The sequence below is a fragment of the Pontibacter sp. GD7 genome (assembly GCF_058216375.1).
Genome location: NZ_JBYZMP010000013.1, coordinates 94,782 through 113,636, shown reverse-complemented (window position 1 = coordinate 113,636; position 18,855 = coordinate 94,782). Strand labels below are relative to the sequence as shown.

Genomic DNA, 18,855 nt, shown 5'->3' with positions numbered 1-18,855 from the left:
AACAGGAAAGCGGTGCAGGAACACTCCCACGCCGCTTTACCGCATCCGATTGGCACTGGCCAACCTCTTCGACGAACTTAGCTATTACTCTAGGTTAAAAAGTTCGGGATGATTCATGTTTATACTTGCAGCTATCAGGCAAATAAGAATTGAGTTGGTCCTCAGGTCGTAATCATGTGTATTTGCTTTTACTCGTGATGATACTTTTCCCCTCTCAGAATGGAAAAGCCACGATACAGCTGCTCGGTAAAAAACAGCCTTACCATCTGGTGCGAGAATGTCATCTTGGAAAGCGAAAGTTTTTCGTTTGCCCTTTGGTAAACAGCCGGCGAAAAACCAAAGGCACCGCCAATTACGAAGATCAGGTTGGTGGTAACCGAGTTCAGCTTCTTTTGCAGGAACGCGGCAAACTCCGATGAAGTGAACATTTTGCCTTTGTCATCCAACAGGATCAGGTAATCGCCTTCCTGCACTTTTTGTAGTATCAGCTTACCCTCAGCTTCTTTCAGGTTATCGGCTGTATACTTTCCGCCCTGCTTTATATCCGGAATAACAATAAACTCAACCGGATGATAATGCTTCAGTCGCTTCAGGTACTTCTCGATCCCCTCCTCCAGAAATGCCTCATCTGTTTTGCCGATGGCTATTAATTTGATCTTCATCTGCTCTAAGCTTTTCGCCAATATCGGGCAATCGGGGCTAAAATGCAATTAAGAGAGCACAGGCAACGCTGGCGATTTGGTGTGCAGCGCAGGTTAATTGCCTGCCGCTTACTATCTTTAGGCTTTAAAGTATGTTTATGTCCTTAGAAGTGATTTGCAAAGCGTTTGATGAGTTAACGCCCCAGCAAATGTATGAGATGCTCCGCCTTCGCAGCGAGGTTTTTGTTGTAGAGCAAAACTGTGTGTTCCTGGACCTGGATAACAAAGACCAGGAGTGCTACCACCTGCTGCTGTACCAACACGGAAACTTAGAAGCCTGCGCCAGACTGGTTCCCCCGGGTTTATCTTACCCGCAAATGTCGATTGGCAGGATTGTGACCAGCCCTGCTACCCGTGGCACTGGCCTGGGCAAAAAACTTGTAGATATTGCCATTGCGGAGTGCTATCGCCTTTTCGGCAACGGCCCTATCCAGATTGGTGCCCAGCTGTATGCCAAAGGCTTTTATGAGGCTTTCGGCTTTGAGCTGACAGGCGATGTATACGACGAAGATGGCATCGACCATATTCACATGATCAAACCTTAACGGGCAATTTATACTTTGGTGATGAACGAACAACCTAACTCGGATATACTGCTTTCGCTGGTGCGCATGAAAATGCCCTTCGGGAAGTATAAAGGCACCACGCTTTGCAACCTGCCGGTGTCATACCTGGAGTGGTTTTACCGCGAGGGCTTTCCGGAAGGCAAGCTGGGTATGCAACTAGCCACTATCTACGAGATAAAGATCAATGGGCTGGAGTATCTGCTGGAGCCTTTGAAAAAGCAAGTGCAGGGTAGGTAGTTGTTGGTTATTGGTTATTGGTTGTTAGTTATTAGTTGAATGTGCTCGCTTCTTTTCTCCTGATTTTAAGGAAGTAATGAAATCTTATACTTGAGCTATTCTATCCAGCTGCTGTTCATCCTCAGCCCTACTTACCTATAGTTTTACTTCTGGCTTTGGTGCCCTCAAGGCCGGGCGGCCTCGTTTCTCTGCATCGCCGCTGTGTTCCCTCCTGCGCTTGCGCGCTGCCCTCCGGGCACCGGATCTCACAAGGCGGCTCAACAGAGAAACTGGGATTGACACTTCTTAGATGGCGACCTTTGCAATTGGAAGCAAAGTATAAATTCTGAATTGTAGGGACAGGCCGCGACCTGTCCGAAGAGTGCTGTCAGCAATGAAACTTATAGCTAAGATAAGTAAATCCAGAAAATTCCCCACCTTGGACAAGGAGGGGTTAGGGGTGGTTTGACCCGGTAATACCAGACACTCGCAAGAGCTTCGCACGCTGCGAGGTCTTTTAACTCTGAAAATTATGGGAGGCAGGCCCCCCCGACAAAAGGAGTGGCGCAGGGCAGTCTTCATACCTTAGTAGGGACAGGTCGTGACCTGTCCCAGGACGACCTCAACAATGAACTTACATCTCAATTCAGCAATAGCGCAGATTCCCCTCTTGAGAGGGGTAGGGGTGTGTTAATCGTTCACTGAAAATCCCCCTCCTGTTTTTAGGAGGGGCTAGGGGAGGTAATTGGTGTGCAGGTGTGTGTTTATACTTGCGTAGAAACAACCTCAGCCAATAACCTAAACCTCCCTCCCAATCCAACTCCAACTTCTGCCGTAAGCTATACTTTGTAAACCCAATCAAGGATAACCATGGCAGATATAAAGCACGAGAAAGAATACCAACAGTTTACCATTAAGCTAGGCGAGGATGATGCAGAACTGGCTTATACTTTACCTTCAGAGGGCGTGATCTGCTTTACCCATACCTATGTTCCCAAGTCAGACAGGGGCAGTGGGTTTGCTGTAAAGATGATCGAGAAGGGCTTGGCTTATGCCCGGGAGCATAACTACAAAGTAAAAGCCACCTGCCCGGCAGTGGTAAAATACCTGAAGGCCCATCCCGAACACAAGGACATTACCGTGTAGCCATACTTAATCGGGAAGCAACTTATACTTCTACTCCCCTGCTTTCTCCACTTTGTGTCCGCCGAACTCGTTGCGCAGGGCGGCTACTACCTTGCCTGAGAATGTATCTGTTTCGTAGGAGCGGTAGCGCATCAGCAGCGACAGGGCAATAACAGGAGTGGCCACCTGCATGTCCAGCGCGGTTTCTACGGTCCATTTGCCCTCGCCTGAGGAGTGCATGATGCCTTTTATGCCTGACAGTTCAGGGTCTTTGCTAAAGGCATTTTCCACCAGTTCCATCAACCAGCTTCGCACCACAGAACCGTGGTTCCAGACGCGGGCCACTTCTTTGTAATCCATGTCAAAGTCGCTTTTGTGCAGCACCTCAAAGCCTTCGGCAATGGCCTGCATCATACCATACTCCACACCATTATGCACCATTTTCACAAAGTGGCCGCTGCCCGGTTTGCCCACATGCAGGTAGCCCTTCTCCACCGACACATCCCTGAAGATCTGTTCACAAAAAGTAATGGCTTCCGGCTCCCCTCCTACCATGGTACAGGCGCCGTGCCGGGCACCTTCCAGCCCTCCGCTGGTACCGCAATCCACCAGAAAGATGCCCTGATCCTTTAACATACTTGCCCGTTTTATAGAGTCTTTAAAGTTAGAGTTACCCCCGTCAATGATCACATCTCCTTGCTTAAGGTGCGGCACTAACTGTTCGATCACGGCATCAACCGGATCTCCGGCGGGTACCATAACCCAAACAGCTTTCCGTGCGGTTAACTTTTGGGCTACTTCTGGTATGGTGTAGGCAGGGGTTATACCCTCAGCCGCAATAGCATCTATTGTTTCCCGGGCAATGTCATAGGCCACTACTTCGTGCCCATGGTCTTTTAAGTTAAGTGCCAGGTTGTAGCCCATTTTTCCGAGTCCGATCAGTCCTATTTGCATGGTTTGTTTTCTTTATGCTCTAACATAGGCAGCACTGCTGCTTTTATACTTTAGGTTTATCTATACTTCTAAGTTGTGCCAGCCGGATAAAGCTATCTTCCAGTTTCGGGTAAAGCGCTTTAAAAAGGTCATAGCTTTGCATGTATAGTTCATGTGTTTCCGGGTCAGGGGTGATGGTTTGCTGCACTGTCAGCAGCTTGCTGGCGTCTTCCAGTTTCTCAAGCTTACCCAATACGCACATGCCCAGTATGGCTGCGCCAAGCGCAGAGCCTTCAGCGGTATTCGTTAAACGTACCTCTACGTTAAACACATCAGCCAGCATCTGCACCCACAAACTCGAATGCGTGAAGCCACCATTTGCGTAGATCACCTTTACCGGACCCATGGTTTGCTCCAGCGCCTCGCCTACACTGTAGATACCGAAAATGATCCCTTCCATCAGAGCCCTCAGGAAATGTGCCCGCCGGTGCGTGTAATGGACCCCGAAAAAACAGGCTCTGGCGGCTGCATTCCAGTGCGGAGAGCGTTCGCCGAGCAGGTACGGCAGAAAAATAAGGCCTTCGGAACCGGGTCTGACTGATGCGGCTTCTGTGTTTAGTAACTCGAAAATATCCTCATCCGTTTTGGCTGCCACCCCTGACTCTGCTTCGTAAAAATTGTCCCGGAACCACTGCAGCACAATTCCACCGTTATTTACTGCGCCGCCCAGCACATACTTTTCAGGGGTGAGCACATAGCTGAAGATACGCTCTTTCAGGTCGGTGGCGGGTTGGTTCGCAGTTACCCGGATTGCCCCGCTGGTGCCGATAGTAACCACGGCATCGCCTTCGCAAACTGCATCAGACCCGAGATTTGCCAGACAGCCGTCACTTGCCCCGATCACAAAAGGAAGCTCCGGTGCAACCCCAATTTTTGCGGCATACTCCTCTCTCATATTTCGGAAAGTATAATCGGCAGGCACAGGCTCTGATAAATGAGAGGGCGTAACACCGGCTATCTCCAGCGCATCGGGGTGCCAGTCAAGGTCAAAGATGTTGAACAGCCCTGTGGCCGAAGCAAGGGAATAATCAATTTTATACTCCCCGAAAAGTCTGAAAAACACGTACTCCTTGATACCTATAAACTTGCTTGTTTTCTTAAAAAGGTCTGGATCTTCCTCACGTAACCAGCAGATTTTGGGCAACGGCGACATGGGGTGCAAAGGCGTGCCGGTGTGCAGGTAAATGCTTCGGCCTATTATACTTTCCTTCAGGTTGGCTGCTTGTTTTATACTTCTGGCATCAGCCCAGATAATACAGTTCGTGAGGGGCAAGCCTTCGGCGTTCATGGCAATAAGGCTATGCATCGCGCTACTGAAACTGACTCCCAGCAACTCAAAATCACCTTCTTTTAGCAGTTGCACTACTGTCTTCAGGCTAGTGAGCACGGCATCAAAAACCAGGGCTGGGTCCTGCTCGGCAAAAGCGGGTTTTGTGTTGATGATGGGGTACTTTACTGCAAAGCGGCACAGAGGCCTGGCCTGCATGTCAAAAGCAACCGCCTTGGTGCTGGTGGTTCCGATGTCTATGCCAATGATTGCCTGTTGTTTCATAGTGTGCCCGATAAGCATTACCTACGAGACACGTACCATGTATAGTTATGGCAATGCCGTTTACAACTTCGCAGCACTACGCCACAGGATTCAGTATCTATGCTTATATTTGGTATCAGAACTTTAACTAATCCCATGAAATTACACCGCATCATACTTGGGCTTTGCTTGCTGGCCGCAACGCAGCAGGCACCTGCCCAGGATTTAAAGATCAGTAAGCCTGTTGCCAGGGCCCTTAAGAAAGTTGAGCCGGAAGACATCAAAAAACACATCTGGTACCTTGCCGATGATAAGCTGATGGGCCGCAAGCCGGGCACGCCGGGCTACCAGGAAGCCGTTGACTACGTAATCGAGAATTATAAGAAAATGGGTGTGAAGCCTGCCGGCGAGAATGGCACTTACCTGCAAACGGTAAGGCTGCGCACTGCCCGCACTGCCGACGCGAACATGCAGCTGTCGGATATGCGCAACGCGGTTACACCCTTAACTGCAGGCAAGGACTTTACGGTTTACCCGAACCCGAAGGATGCCAGTGCCGCTGTGCAGGCGCCACTTGTGTTTGCCGGCTATGGTATTACCGCCCCGGACTTAGGCTATGACGACTATGCTGACCTGGATGCAAAAGGCAAGATTGTAGTGGTGCTGCGCGGAGCCCCGGAAAGCTTCCCGAACACGGTGTCATCGTACAGCATGGACCTGCAAACTATACTTAAGAACGCTGCCGACCACGGTGCTGTGGGTGTGATTATAGGAAGCACTAACCCAAAGGCTCTGTTACCTAACCTGCGTGGGGGTGTAAACAATGTGATGCACGCCAATGGCGATGTTGCCTTCTCCAGAACATACCACGAAGACATAGACCTGCTGGCTGCCGTTAACCACGAGATCACCGAAAAGCTGCTTTCCAGTGCAAGCCTGAACGTAGCCGAAACAGCTGCCAACCTTAAAAGCGGCAAACCGGCATCTACTCAGCTGGGCTTTTCTGCCAAAGCAGCCTATACATCAAACTAAAACGATATTGTGAGCCATAACGTGGTGGGCAAGATTGAAGGGGCTGACCCTAAACTGAAGAATGAGTACGTAGTGCACAGCGCACACCTGGACCACGTGGGCGTAGGCACTCCCGTAGACGGAGACTCTATCTACAACGGTGCCCACGACAATGCCTCCGGGGTAGCCAGTTTACTGGAGATTGCCAATGTGTACGCACGTTTGAAGAAAGCACCGAAGCGCTCCGTGTTGCTCGTAATGGTTACCGCAGAGGAAATGGGCCTGCTGGGTTCGGCATACTTTGCCAAGTACCCTACAGAGCCATCCAACAGCATCGTAGCCGACATAAACACCGATATGCCAACCATTATTGCGCCGCTGCTATCGGTGGTGCCTTTGGGTGCGCCGCACTCCAGCCTGATGCAGCAGGTAAGCAAGGCTGCCAGCTACCTGAACCTGGACATAGAGAATGACCCGGAACCGGAACAGAACCGCTTTGTGCGCAGCGACCAGTACAGCTTTGTAACGCAAGGCATACCTGCACTGCACATAAAGTATGGCAACAAAACGGCTGACGGCAAGAACAACCTGGACGAAACCGTGAAAGTATGGCGCGCCAAATACTACCACAAGCCACAGGACGGACTGGACGGTGTGTTTGACTTTGAGGCCGGTAAAAAGTACGTGCAGCTCAATTTCCTGATCGGCTACCTGGTGGCCCAAAGCGAGCAGCGGCCAACCTGGAATGAGGGTGATTTCTTCGGAACCCGTTTCGGTAAGTAAGAACTGTGATTATACTTTGAAGCCCCGGTTACTCATTCAGTGGCCGGGGCTTTTCTGTGCCTGCAGGTTTCTCCACAGGCTAAAATTTGGCTGTGGAAAACGTACACAAGGTGTTAATAATTCAAAGCCCCTTTTAGCGTATACAACTGACTTTCAAACACATCCCAAATATTACTCAACACACCCTTGCCCAACTGTGTAAAATTTGTCCACATGCACATTTCCTGCCTGTTTATTACATATTTTTGTAAAGACACTAAGGATAAAATGCCATGGAAACGATACAGCGCACAGCAGCAAAAACGAACGCTCACAGAGGTGAGATCATCAGAGATGCCATTAAAGCAAGTGGCGTGGCAATTGGTGTAGTTGCTGAAAAACTTGGTATAAGCAGAAAAACGCTCTACAATAAATTTAAGGAAAGCAGCATCCCGTTCAGTTTTATACTTAAGCTTGGCGAGGTGATCCACCACGACTTTTCACAGGAATTCCCGCATTTGAGTAAAAGTGTAAAAAAAGAGCCTGCATTGCCGCAAATGCCTGTCAGCACCAACCTGCTCCTGCCCTTCGACGGAGAGCCGGCCGGCATGCCAAAACCAAATAACATGAAAGAGTGTGAAGCGGAACTGGTTGCCCTGCAGCGCAAGTACATCGCCCTGCTCGAAAAGTTTAACGAGCTTCTGCTGAAAACATCCGCGAACTAAAATTTTAAAGCAAAACGCTGCAAGTATAAGATCCCTCTTAATTGCCTTAAGAGGGATTTTGCTTTTCAGTAAAGTATAAACTACCGGCATTGCCGCGTAGTTGCTGGAAGCTACCAACTGAAAAAAAATACCTCACAGCTTAGGGCAATTACCGTAAATCAAGCCCGATTTCATCCGGGTTTCCTGACCTGAATGTAGCTACTGCCTTATTACCGGCATAAAGCGTCAGCACCCTCCCCGACTTTTTATAAGCAGTTGTCTTTCTGAGTGCCTCCATCAGTTTATGCTCTGTATCTATACTTGGGCAGGTCATGCGGGTAGTAGAGAGGTCTGAGAGTTGCAGCGTGGTCTCGGTCAGTATATACTTTCCTTTAAATTTGTTGCAGCCTGCAAACCCAAAAATGTCGTCTTCGTTTTCCTGCAGTCTGATGTAAGCCATCCTGTTGTCTTTTGGCGCCGGCACATTCTCACCCTCCAGCGATAAAAGCATCCAGTAGGCATCAACTATAGCTTCCTGGTCGGCTACTTCGGTGGCGGGCTGCATGGTGCAAAACTGCATACAAAAAGCCGTGGCAAGTATAAGTATGGGTAGTATAGCGTTCTTCATGACATCTCTACATTTACAGGTTCTGAACTGTGTTTATTGCATACGCAACCGGAAGGCTTAAAGTATAGCCGCAAAGCATTAGCAAAATAAAAAGCCTGCAGTTTGCACTGCAGGCTTTTTAAAAATCGGGTATTGTTACGCACCGAAATCGGTGTAACCATAAGAGCTTATTGGTGAGTTTGCACTATAGTCCGGGCCTGAGCGCGGGTGAGGTCTTCGGCTGCTAACGTGCTCTCCGTCGCTGGAGCCGGCCTGCCTGTGATGCTCGCCTTTGTAGCCACGATCAGAGCCGTATCTGCCTGAATAATACCTACTTTCGTCGCTGCGGTTCAGCGGAGTTCTGATTACACCACTGTACTTAAAATCGCTGATATCGTAGGTGCCTTCGTAGTAAGGGCTTTCGCCGCTCATTTCCTTGTCTCGGCCATAGTCATTGTCCTCACGGCGCTCTGGCTGTGGGCCACGGTCTATGTAATGGTCTGCGGTGCCTGCGTTATAGCTTCTGTTACGGTCATCGGTTCGTTTCTCGTCACGGGCAAATTCGCTATAACGTCGTCCTTCGCCACTGTAGCGGTAGCTGTTGTCCTGGCGGCCATAGCGGTCACGTGCTCCAAAGCTGTCGCCTCGGCTATGCCCTGTATCACGTTCGCTGCGCCAACCAAACTCACTTCCCCTATCATACTCGCGGTTGCGCTCATTACGCATGTATGGGTTCTGATCGCCGTACCGGTAGTGGTCTCTGTCGCTGGTTCTATAGTCTTCGTGTCTGCCCGATTGCATTGGGCCAGGTCCTTGTGAAATATAGCCTCCAGAGCTTTTTACATCGCGGTAGGCTTGCCGGGCATCTTCCATGCCATAATAATTGCCACGGTTGCTGTAGCGGTCACGGTAATTGCCGAACTGCTGATCACGGTTATCTCCGTAATTTTCGTGGCCTCTGTTGCCGTAATATCTATCGTTTCTTTCCATAGGTAAGGTTCTTTAAATTATCAATCTAACTGTACCTATAAACGAACCTGAGCCGGCAACGTTGGAGTCGCATTAAATTTCGTTTCTCTTATTCGGCAATAACCTCCTGCCTGGTTACATGCATAATTTCATACCCATGCCTGTTTATACTACCGCCAACTGGGGTGTCCACAACTACACTGGTGGGCAGCAAAACGGCAGGCAGAGAGGTCGGGAACCAATTACGGTTCTCTTCGGCAAGTATAAACATCCCATACGCATCCCCTACGGCCTCAAATTTCGGATTGGCGTTTTTCCATTGTTCAAGCCCAAATGCCTGCTTTAGTTCCTGGGCAAACACTGGCACCTGCGGAACTGGCAAACCAATTTCGCAAACGCTCAAAACGCCGTTCTCATGTTCAGGCTGCTCCGACTCCTGTATACTTTGGTGGGCAATAAACTCCAGTATGTTTCCGTCCGGGTCAGAAAAGTACAGGGCCTTAGCCTCCCAGGCCTCGTGTAGTACAACCGGCAAGCCCGAATCCGGATCCGGAAGTATGGCCACGCGTGCCTCTAGCCAGCTTTTTATACTTTCAAAAGCATGGTAAGGAATCCGGAAGGCATAATGGTATACTCCACCGGTACGTTTCGGATCGTGGTTAAAGGTAAGGGTAGTTGATCCGGCTGCAACTATAAAGGACTCCGTTTGCTCTGTTATGATTTCGAAGCCAAGTATGCGGGTGTAGAATTCCTTTAACTTTTCAGGTTGCCTGGTGTCAAGGGTAAGGGCTGTTATCTTCATAGTTTACGCGGTAAATATGTGTGAATGAATCAATTTACTTAAAGATAATAAATCCTGGGCAAAGCCTTTTACCTGAGAGGTGCTAAGGGTTGGTCGAGTACTTTTGTGGGTTCATCTAATTCATTATAAAGTATAACCTGTATTTTATACTTTGATGCCGTGTTCAAATCTAGATAACTCATGAAAAAGCTACTGATGGCCTGTGGGCTTGTATCGTTGCTGGCGCTTGCACCGGCTGCACAAGCCGCCAAAACCCCTGCCCTTACCTATACTGTGAACCTGAACGACAGGGCCGACGACCAGTTTAAAGTAACGCTGGACGTAAAAGGACTGAGCGCCGAGAACAATATCTTCCAGTTTGCAGCCACTGCACCCGGAACCTACCAGACCATGGACATTGGCCGTTTTGTAAAAAGCTTTAAAGCCTATGATAAGAAAGGTCGTGAGCTGGAGGTCAAACAGATCAGCACAAACCAGTGGAAGTTAAGCAAACCCGAGAAAGTACACAGAATAGCTTACCAGGTTGCCGAAACCTGGGACACGCCTGTAAAGGAAAACAAAGTATACTGGATGTGCGGCACCTCGCTGGAGCAGGACCATGCGCTTATAAACGGACAGGCCGTGTTTGGCTACTTCAAAGGCTTGCAGGCTGCCCCTATGCGCATAAAGTTGGATTACCCTCAGAACTGGCTGGTAGGTACTGCCCTTAAAACCGACAACAAAGGCTTTTACACCGCCACCAGCTACGACCATGTGGTGGATTCGCCGATACTTTTGGGCACGCTCACAAAAGCCGAAACTGCATATAACGGCACTGTCATCGATATTTATACTTACTCCAAAACAGGTAAAATCAAATCCGAAGACCTGCTTGAAAACATGACCTCCATGCTGGGGGCTGCCCACAAGTTTGTTGTGGATTTTCCGGTTGATCGTTATACTTTCCTGTATCACTTCGAGGACCAGGAGTGGGGCGCGTGGGAACACTCTTACAGCTCGGAGTACATCATGAAGGAGAAAGACCTCACCCCTGAGTTTGCAAAGCACATTTCGGATATCGCTTCGCATGAGTTCTTCCACATCATCACCCCGCTTAATATTCACAGCGAGATAATTGAGCAGTTCAACTTTGTGGAGCCCACGCCATCGCAGCACCTTTGGTTATATGAGGGCACTACCGAGTGGGCCTCTGACATGATGCAACTGCGCGGCGGCCTCATGGACCTGCCAGCCTACCTGCAGGACCTGACCCAAAAGCTGTACTACGATGACAACATGGACAAGAACTACAGCATCCTGAAGCTGGCACTCACCTCTTATACTTCTGAGGGACACAAGCAGTATGGCAATATTTACAACCGTGGCGCCGTGGCTGCTGCCCTGCTGGATATTCGCCTGCTGGAACTGTCTGGAGGGAAGCGAGGCTTGCGTGAAGTGATCAATGAGCTTTCGAAAGAATACGGCCAGAAAAAAGCTTTTCCCGAGAATGAGTTCTTCGACCTTTTTACAGCCAGGACCTACCCTGAGATCGGTGACTTTTTTAACCGATACATCAAAAATGCAGAGCCTCTGCCACTCGCGGACTACTATGGAAAACTGGGCATCAACTATACACCGGCTATAAAAACCGGGCAAATGGTAAAGGCACTGGGGTATAACTTTGGTGCACCAGATGGCAAAATACGCGTGGCCAATATTCACGATAGCTTAAAAGCCAGCGGCTTAAAAGAGTTCGATGAAGTAGTGGCTGTGAACGGTGTTCAGTTAAACTTACAAAACGCAAACCAGGTGATAGGTGGTCTGCAGGCCCTGAAACCGGGAGACGCTTATAAGTTTACAGTTAACCGTGACGGTCAGGAGCAGGAAGTAAGTTTAAGTATAATCGAAAAGGAAAAGGTTCTGAAACACCAGTTCTCTGTAAATGAGCAAGCCTCTCCGCAGCAAGTAGCGTTGCGTAACAGCTGGATGCGCAACCTGTAAAAGGTTAAATTGACTGAGTTTAATGTTATATAAACCCCGGCTATAATAGGCTGGGGTTTTTCTTTGGTTATATTTCCAGTATCAGAGGATGCACAGGACACCTTCAGCTCCTACCTGGCGCCAGTATCCAACTGGTGCCGCCAAGTGGGTGCGAGTCTCCAGACTCGCTTGTACGTTTTCTGGGAACGATTGACACACCCCTGAGAGCTACGCTCGCTAGCTCAAAACGCTCGTTTTGGCTAGTCTGCAAGAGGGGAATTTACCTCCCCTAGCCCCTCCTAACAACAGGAGGGGGATTTTCAGTGAACGATTAACACACCCCTGAGAGCTACGCTCGCTAGCTCAAAACTCACGTTTTGGCTAGTCTGCAAGAGGGGAATCTAGGCCATTGCTGAATTGAGATGGAAGTTTCATTGTTGAGGTCGTTCTTCTGGCAGGTCGCGCCCCTACCTCCATAATTTTCAGAGTTAAAAGACCTCGCAGCGTGCGAAGCTCCTGCGAGTGTCTGGTATTACTGGGTCAAACCACCCCTTTATCCCCTCAGAGCTACGCTCGCAATCTTCGAACTCTCGTTCTCGATTGTCCAAGGCGGGGAATTTTCCGCCATTACCAATTTATACTTTCTTTCCAGTTGCAGAAGTCGTTAGCCAAGAAGTGTCCATCCCAGCTTTTGGGTTGAGCGCCTTCTATTGTTGCGGTGCTGAGCGAAGCGAGGCAGCCCGCAGCGGAGCGAGGAGCAGCTTCAATAGACAGCGCGATGCCCGAAAGCGAGGCCGCCCGGCCTTGAGGGTACCAAAGTTGAAGTGAAACTATTGGTTTGTATGACTCAGGAAGAATAGTGGCTAAAGTAAATAGCAGCAAGTATAAAGACCACAAAGTATAAACGAAATCTAGATTGAAAAGCTTCTACTTTACCTAAACAAAAAGGGAGCTACCAAACCGGCAGCTCCCTTCTCTAAAAGTATAAGATCAAGCTTAATTACCCGCTGAAGTCGTTACAGTAGCAGGAGCTTTTTTCTCCTCCTTATACTTGTTATCGAACTTCTCGTACAGGTACTTCTGCTTGTTGTTCAGGTCTATCTTGCGGCCCTGGATGAAGGCATGCGTTACGTTGTTGGTGCGCATATCCAGCAGGTCACCAGACGATACTACAATTGTAGCATCTTTGCCAACCTCCACAGAACCAGCCTGCTTGTCAATTCCCAAAATCTTTGCCGTGTTTAGCGAAACAGCAGCAAGCGCCTGCTCTTTATCCAGGCCGTATGCAGCGGCAGTACCCGCAATAAACGGCAGGTTACGGATACCGTGGATGCTCAGGTCATAGTCCAGGGCAAAGGTAACACCGGCCTTGTGCAGCAGGTATGGCGTTTTGTAAGGCATATCCACGTCCTCCTCGGCACGCGAAGGCAACGCATGCACACCAGAGTAGATCACAGCCACGTTGTTCGCCTTTAGGAACTCAGCCACAGCCACCGCATCCTGTCCACCTACGATCACGATCTGCTTTACGCCATGCGCTTTGGCAAAATTCACCGACTCGATGATCTCCTTGCCATAGTTTGCATGGATGTAGAGCTTCTTAGAACCATCAAACAAACCAGCAGTTGCAGCCAGCTTCAGGTTCTCGTTGTCGTGCTTGCCAGCTTTGTAAACAGCCGCATCCCTGAATAAAGCAGTCAGTTCTTTCAGGGCAATTTCACGCTGCTCTTTCATGCGGGCAAGGCGTGGGTCCTGTGCATTATTACCAATAGCGATCAGCATGCTTGGCCAGTTCAGGTGTATTCCTTCATCGGCTTTTACAATGGCATCTTCCCAGTTCCATGCATCCAGCTGCACCACCGACGATGAACCGGACACAGTACCACCCACCGGGGTTACCTGCGACATCAGCACACCGTTTGTGCGGATGGTAGGGATGATATCAGAATCGGTGTTGTAAGCGATAACAGAACGAATATGAGGGTTCATTTCACCTACTTCGCGCCAGTCGATGGTGGCACGAACGCTTTCGATCTCGTTAAGGCCCAAGTGCGAGTTAGGCTGGATGAGGCCAGGGTAAATGTGCTGCCCTGTAACATCCACTACCTCGTAGCCACTCAGGTTGGCACCGCTCTGCGGACCAGCGTACGTGATCTTTCCTTTATCGAAACCGACAGCGGCATTCTCTACCACCTGGCCATTGCCTACGTGCAGCGTAGCACCTTTCAGCAACACTGGCTTGCTTTGCTTTGGAGCAGCAGCCGGCACCTGTGCAAACACAGGCACGCTCAGCATCAGCGCCACAAAAGCAGAAATATATCTTTTATGAATTTTCATGTTATTAATTGTTGGATTGTTTAATTGCTTAATTGTTGTTCAGAAAAACGATAAACAACCATTTAACAATTTAACCATTTAACCTTCAAAAATTAGTAAGCAAAATACGACTCCTCTTCTTCGTGCTCCACGTCTTCGCAGTGCACTACGCTTACTCTTCTGTTAACAGGAGCCTGTGTTCTGGCACCGCCTGTTTTGGCGTTCAGCATGGCCTGGATTAGGCGCATACGCTCTTTCTCCAGTTCCACGCGCATCTGCTCGTCGCGCTCTAGGTCGTAGTAAGCAATACCGTCCACGTAAGTCTTTAGGGGTTTTGCGTAGATAGATAGCGGATTGTCGTTCCAAAGCACCACGTCGGCGTCTTTACCGGCTTTTATACTTCCCATTCTATCGTCTAAGTGCAGGAGTTTGGCAGGGTTAAGCGTTACCATTTTCAGGGCGTCTTCTTCACTTACACCGGCATACTTCACACTCTTGGCAGCTTCCTGGTTCAGGCGACGTGCCATTTCAGCATCGTCAGAGTTGATGGCGGTAACCACACCCAGTTGGTTCATAAGACCAGCGTTTTGCGGTATGGCGTCTTTCACCTCCATTTTGTAAGCCCACCAGTCAGAGAAAGTAGAGCCACCAATGCCACGCTCTTTCATTTTGTCGGCCACTTTGTAGCCTTCCAGTATGTGCGTAAAGGTGTTCACTTTAAAGCCCATCTCGTCGGCCACTTTCATCAGCATGTTTATCTCCGACTGCACATAAGAGTGACAGGTTATAAAGCGCTTGTCGTTCAGGATCTCCACAAGGGCATCCAGTTCCAGGTCGCGGCGAGGTGCCGGGGTTTTGGCTTTGTCTTTCTTAGAAAGGCTGTTGTAAGTTTTCCAGGCCTGCTCATACTCTTTGGCTCTCTGGAAGGCATCTACAAACACCTGCTCCACACCCATTCTGGATTGCGGGAAACGGGTAGTGGCGTTGGTGCGGTTAGACTGCTTCACGTTCTCGCCCAAGGCAAATTTGATGAAACCATCCGCATTCTCCACCATCAGTTCCTGCGGGCTCTTACCCCAACGCAATTTGATAATAGCAGACTGACCACCGATCGGGTTGGCAGAGCCGTGCAGCAACTGCGATGTAGTAACACCACCGGCCAACTGACGGTAAATATTGATGTCATCGGAATTAACCACATCGGCCATGCGCACCTCAGCCGTAACAGACTGTGTGGCTTCGTTTACACCGTGCAATGCAATGTGTGAGTGCTCATCAATGATACCCGGCGTTACGTGCTTGCCAGTTCCGTCCACGATCTTGGCTCCATTCTCAGTCAGGTTTTTGCCTACCTTGGCGATCTTGCCATTCTTGATCAGTACATCGGCATTCTCAAGCTTTCCTTCTTTCTCGTTCGTCCAGACAGTGGCGTTCTTGATAAGTATAGTCTCTTGCTTTGGCAACTCGGTCTGGCCATAGGCACGGAACGGGTAGATCATGTTGCCCAGTTGTGGGGCCTTGGCTACTCTGGTGCTGTCGCTTTTTGCTTTCTGGCTCATGGCCTCCGAGAAAGTGGCAGTCCATTTTACCGTAGAGGCATCTGGCAACTGGCCTTCGCCCTGCAGGTTTTTGTCTTGTACCCAGCCGCTCAAACGGATACTCTCCTTGCTTCTCTTGTCCTTGGCAAAAGAAAGCGTTACCAGGTTGCCACTGAAAGTAACCTTACCAGACACCGTGTCTTTGGCAATCACTTTTAGCTCCGGCTTGTCAGCTGTTCCAGAGATCATCAGTTTGCGCTCCGGCTGCTGGTCCATTTTCAAAGTATAAACACCTCTGTAGTCAGCAGGCATTTCAGAGATTTTGTACTGGCTGCCCTGCACCCAGTTCTCCAGGATGATGTTATCAGCTGAGAACAGGTTGCCGCTTGTCACGATGAAGTTTGCCAGCATGCCTTTGTTCAGGCTACCAACCTTGCTCTCAGCGTTAAGCAATTTTGCAGGTGTAGCGGTAAGGGCTTTCAGCGCCTCCTCCTCGCTCAGGCCATACTGAATGGCTTTACGCAGGTTAGGCAGGAAGTCTTTTTTATCCTTCAGGTCAGCTGCCGTAAAAGCGATGGTAACGCCAGCCTTATTTAGTAATGCGGCGTTGGCAGGTGCCATTTCCCAGTGCTTCATGGACTCAAGCGGCACACGGCGCGCATCAAACGGGTCCTCTACGTTATAGGCATCCGGGAAATTCAGCGAAAGTATGATCGGGGCATTCGTCGCCTTTACCTCTTTGATCATCTGGTACTCATCGCCGCTGCCTTTAATAATGTATTGCTTGCCAAACTCATCGCCTACCTTATCGGCGCGCAGTACATCCAGTTTGCTGTTTACCTCAAATATCTGCGGATATTTATTGGCAGCCGTGAAAGCCGAAAGCGAAATGTTCTGCTCTTTAGTAGGGTTCTGGGCGTTCCACTGGGCATCCAGGTAGGTCTGGCGCAACAGGGCGATGCTGCCCATCAGTGAGTTCGGGTAATCCTGCGTAGAGGATCCTTTGTCAAACGACAACGCACCGGCGGCCTTGTCCACCAACACCACTTCGTTCTCACGCTTGTCGTCGGCAAGGGTAACCAGGGTGGCGGTACCACGGGCTATGCCATCGCGGTGCACGGCCAGCACAGAGCCAAAGCCCAGCTTACGCATTTCCTCGGCCTGTTTCCTGTCTATTTTGAACAGCTCAACAGCGTTGGTCTCGGGGCGCACAGCCTGGTTCCAGCTATAAGCGCCTTGTTTTTTTGTTTCCATCTGGGGTGCTGCTCCCCATCCGCCACGCTCGCTTTTTACTTCCGGCATGCCGTAGCTGGAGAACATATCCACCAGGCCAGGGTAAATGTGCTTGCCTTTGGCATCGATGGTTACCGCGCCGGCAGGCACTTTTATACCTGTTCCCACCGCCTCTACTTTTCCGTTCCGGATAAGCAGGGTGGCGTTGCTGATGGTGGTCTTGTAATCTGTGTGGATGGTGGCGTTGGTGAGAGCAACCAGGCCGGAGCGCTCATCATACACCCCGTTGCGCGGAAAGGTCTCCTGCGCCATCACGTTGCCGGCTCCTAATGCAAGGCAGGCTGCAATGGTTAAGATTTTTTTCATCCGATTTTTTTAAGGTGGTTTAGTGTGATTAGTTGTAGTTACTCAAATTTAGAATTTATACTTGTATTAGCTATATACTGAAAGCATAATTTATTGACTCACAAATAATACCGGTATTATCCAAGTATAAATAGTGTTTATACACTTAATTTAGTTCCTGTCTATAGACTATAGTTTTTCAAAAAGGCTTAATCACACACATAGATTAAGTATAAAAAACTTCGTATATTTCATAAGCTTCAGCCACTTACCTTGCAGAAAACCAGGATAGCTGCGAAAAGCGCCTCACTTTATTTTTCTCCGTTCATGAAAAAAAATATCGCGTTCGTAATGCTGCTGCTGGCAGTGGCACTCGCACCTGCAAAGGCCCAGGACAGTGGCGCTGCAGATGCCCCGGTAAAAAGCGACATTAAAAAAGGATTTATCCCTATTCCGGTGCTTTACTACACACCCGACACACGCCTGGGATTCGGGGCTGCCGTAATTGGCTACATGCAACTCAAGAGCAAGCACGATTCTACCTATACCCGCCTCTCTACGGCCCGTATTCTGGTGGATTATACTTTAAACAAACAGACAGACCAGCAACTGGAGTGGAACGTTTTTACCAGAGAAGAGAAGTATTTTTTGCGTGGCGAGTTGCGGCACCGTAAGTACGTGGATCGTTTTTATGGCATCGGCAACGAGTCGCTTGTAGCTAACGACGAGAAGTATGAGTACGAATTGGTAAATGCCAGACTGGGCGCCTTAAAAAAGACAGGTAAACACACTTTTGCGGGCCTCGACGTTCAGCTTACCAACTACTATAATTTAGAGTTACACGATGGAGAGGAATCTGGCACAAGTATACTTCAAACAGAACAGGTACCAGGCTACAAAGGCGGATACAATGGTGGTGTGGGTGCCGTGTTTTTGTATGACTCCCGCGACAACGTAGCCTTTGCCAGCAGCGGCGTTTTCCTGGAGGCTGCGGCTTATAGTTTCGGCAGTATACTTGGCGGCGACTTCGATTACAGAAACTACAGCATCAACTTCAGCAAGTACTATGCATTAAAACCAAACCATGTGCTGGGCAGCAACACGTTCATCAACATTAACGACGGCACTACCCCTTTATTCAGAATGGCCACAGCCGGCGGCGACAGAATACTAAGAGGCTATGCCCGCAATCGCTTTATTGACCAGAACTTTGCGGGCACACAGGTAGAGTACAGGTTCCCGGTTTACAAACGGTTTGGCATGACCACTTTTGCCGGCCTCGGCGATGTGTTCGACAAGACTTCCGATGTGAGTTTCAGCACCCTTAAGTACTCGGTTGGCGGCGGCATACGCTATGCCCTGAACCAGGAACAGAAACTGAACATACGGGCAGACATTGGCTACGGCCGCGAAGGCACTAACTTTTACATCGTGATAGGCGAGGCATTCTAGCGAAACCTTTGGGGTAAAAGTATAA

At 49.4% G+C, this 18,855-nt stretch carries 16 protein-coding genes; 8 read left to right on the top strand and 8 right to left on the bottom strand.

Going from position 1 to position 18,855, the window contains the following annotated elements; all coding sequences use genetic code 11:
• Positions 1 to 188: 188 nt before the first annotated feature.
• Positions 189 to 662 (bottom strand): 23S rRNA (pseudouridine(1915)-N(3))-methyltransferase RlmH, encoded by a 474-nt coding sequence (gene rlmH / locus AC4BAP_RS17285; protein ID WP_490583928.1) that lies wholly within the window; start codon positions 660 to 662, stop codon positions 189 to 191.
• 131 nt (positions 663 to 793) lie between these two features.
• On the opposite strand from rlmH, the gene AC4BAP_RS17280 reads away from it, so the two are divergent.
• From AC4BAP_RS17280 to AC4BAP_RS17270, 3 genes are all read left to right on the top strand, one after another.
• Positions 794 to 1,246 carry a GNAT family N-acetyltransferase gene (locus AC4BAP_RS17280; protein WP_490583927.1) on the top strand — a complete coding sequence of 151 codons (453 nt, stop codon included), beginning with the start codon at positions 794 to 796 and terminating at the stop codon, positions 1,244 to 1,246.
• 21 nt (positions 1,247 to 1,267) lie between these two features.
• Positions 1,268 to 1,504 carry a DUF3820 family protein gene (locus AC4BAP_RS17275; RefSeq protein WP_490583926.1) on the top strand — a complete coding sequence of 79 codons (237 nt, stop codon included), beginning with the start codon at positions 1,268 to 1,270 and terminating at the stop codon, positions 1,502 to 1,504.
• Between the two features lie 849 nt (positions 1,505 to 2,353).
• A complete protein-coding gene (locus AC4BAP_RS17270) occupies positions 2,354 to 2,629 on the top strand; it encodes a GNAT family N-acetyltransferase (RefSeq protein WP_490583925.1) in 276 nt (91 codons plus the stop codon).
• A gap of 30 nt (positions 2,630 to 2,659) precedes the next feature.
• On the opposite strand, the gene gnd is transcribed toward AC4BAP_RS17270, so the two are convergent.
• Entirely contained in the window at positions 2,660 to 3,562 is a 903-nt protein-coding gene (gene gnd, locus AC4BAP_RS17265; protein ID WP_490583924.1) for a phosphogluconate dehydrogenase (NAD(+)-dependent, decarboxylating), read from the bottom strand.
• A gap of 43 nt (positions 3,563 to 3,605) precedes the next feature.
• Positions 3,606 to 5,153 (bottom strand): gluconokinase, encoded by a 1,548-nt coding sequence (locus AC4BAP_RS17260; protein ID WP_490583923.1) that lies wholly within the window; start codon positions 5,151 to 5,153, stop codon positions 3,606 to 3,608.
• Positions 5,154 to 5,288: 135 nt separating this feature from the next.
• On the opposite strand from AC4BAP_RS17260, the gene AC4BAP_RS17255 reads away from it, so the two are divergent.
• From AC4BAP_RS17255 to AC4BAP_RS17245, 3 genes are all read left to right on the top strand, one after another.
• Positions 5,289 to 6,164, top strand: a complete 876-nt coding sequence (locus AC4BAP_RS17255; protein WP_490583922.1) for a PA domain-containing protein — start codon at positions 5,289 to 5,291, stop codon at positions 6,162 to 6,164.
• Between the two features lie 9 nt (positions 6,165 to 6,173).
• The gene (locus AC4BAP_RS17250) at positions 6,174 to 6,926 is read left to right on the top strand and encodes a M28 family peptidase (RefSeq protein ID WP_490583921.1); all 753 of its coding nucleotides are present in this window, start codon (positions 6,174 to 6,176) and stop codon (positions 6,924 to 6,926) included.
• Between the two features lie 272 nt (positions 6,927 to 7,198).
• Positions 7,199 to 7,630, top strand: coding sequence for a helix-turn-helix domain-containing protein (locus tag AC4BAP_RS17245; RefSeq protein ID WP_490583920.1), 432 nt, complete (start codon positions 7,199 to 7,201; stop codon positions 7,628 to 7,630).
• A 148-nt stretch (positions 7,631 to 7,778) separates the two neighbouring features.
• Here AC4BAP_RS17245 and AC4BAP_RS17240 read toward each other — a convergent pair whose 3' ends face one another.
• From AC4BAP_RS17240 to AC4BAP_RS17230, 3 genes are all read right to left on the bottom strand, one after another.
• Entirely contained in the window at positions 7,779 to 8,237 is a 459-nt protein-coding gene (locus tag AC4BAP_RS17240) for an META domain-containing protein (RefSeq protein ID WP_490583919.1), read from the bottom strand.
• Positions 8,238 to 8,372: 135 nt separating this feature from the next.
• Positions 8,373 to 9,206: a hypothetical protein gene (locus AC4BAP_RS17235; RefSeq protein WP_490583918.1), complete on the bottom strand. Its 834-nt coding sequence runs from the start codon at positions 9,204 to 9,206 to the stop codon at positions 8,373 to 8,375.
• An 88-nt stretch (positions 9,207 to 9,294) separates the two neighbouring features.
• Complete coding sequence (locus AC4BAP_RS17230) at positions 9,295 to 9,987, bottom strand: VOC family protein (protein ID WP_490583917.1); 693 nt, start codon at positions 9,985 to 9,987, stop codon at positions 9,295 to 9,297.
• Positions 9,988 to 10,167: 180 nt separating this feature from the next.
• On the opposite strand from AC4BAP_RS17230, the gene AC4BAP_RS17225 reads away from it, so the two are divergent.
• The gene (locus AC4BAP_RS17225; protein WP_490583916.1) at positions 10,168 to 11,967 is read left to right on the top strand and encodes a M61 family metallopeptidase; all 1,800 of its coding nucleotides are present in this window, start codon (positions 10,168 to 10,170) and stop codon (positions 11,965 to 11,967) included.
• Positions 11,968 to 12,942: 975 nt separating this feature from the next.
• Here AC4BAP_RS17225 and AC4BAP_RS17220 read toward each other — a convergent pair.
• Together AC4BAP_RS17220 and AC4BAP_RS17215 are read right to left on the bottom strand one after the other, a co-directional pair.
• Positions 12,943 to 14,283 carry an amidohydrolase family protein gene (locus AC4BAP_RS17220; protein WP_490583915.1) on the bottom strand — a complete coding sequence of 447 codons (1,341 nt, stop codon included), beginning with the start codon at positions 14,281 to 14,283 and terminating at the stop codon, positions 12,943 to 12,945.
• Positions 14,284 to 14,375: 92 nt separating this feature from the next.
• A complete protein-coding gene (locus AC4BAP_RS17215) occupies positions 14,376 to 17,399 on the bottom strand; it encodes an amidohydrolase family protein (RefSeq protein ID WP_490583914.1) in 3,024 nt (1,007 codons plus the stop codon).
• Positions 17,400 to 17,705: 306 nt separating this feature from the next.
• On the opposite strand from AC4BAP_RS17215, the gene AC4BAP_RS17210 reads away from it, so the two are divergent.
• The gene (locus AC4BAP_RS17210) at positions 17,706 to 18,830 is read left to right on the top strand and encodes a BamA/TamA family outer membrane protein (RefSeq protein WP_490583913.1); all 1,125 of its coding nucleotides are present in this window, start codon (positions 17,706 to 17,708) and stop codon (positions 18,828 to 18,830) included.
• The last annotated feature ends 25 nt before the right edge of the window (positions 18,831 to 18,855 follow it).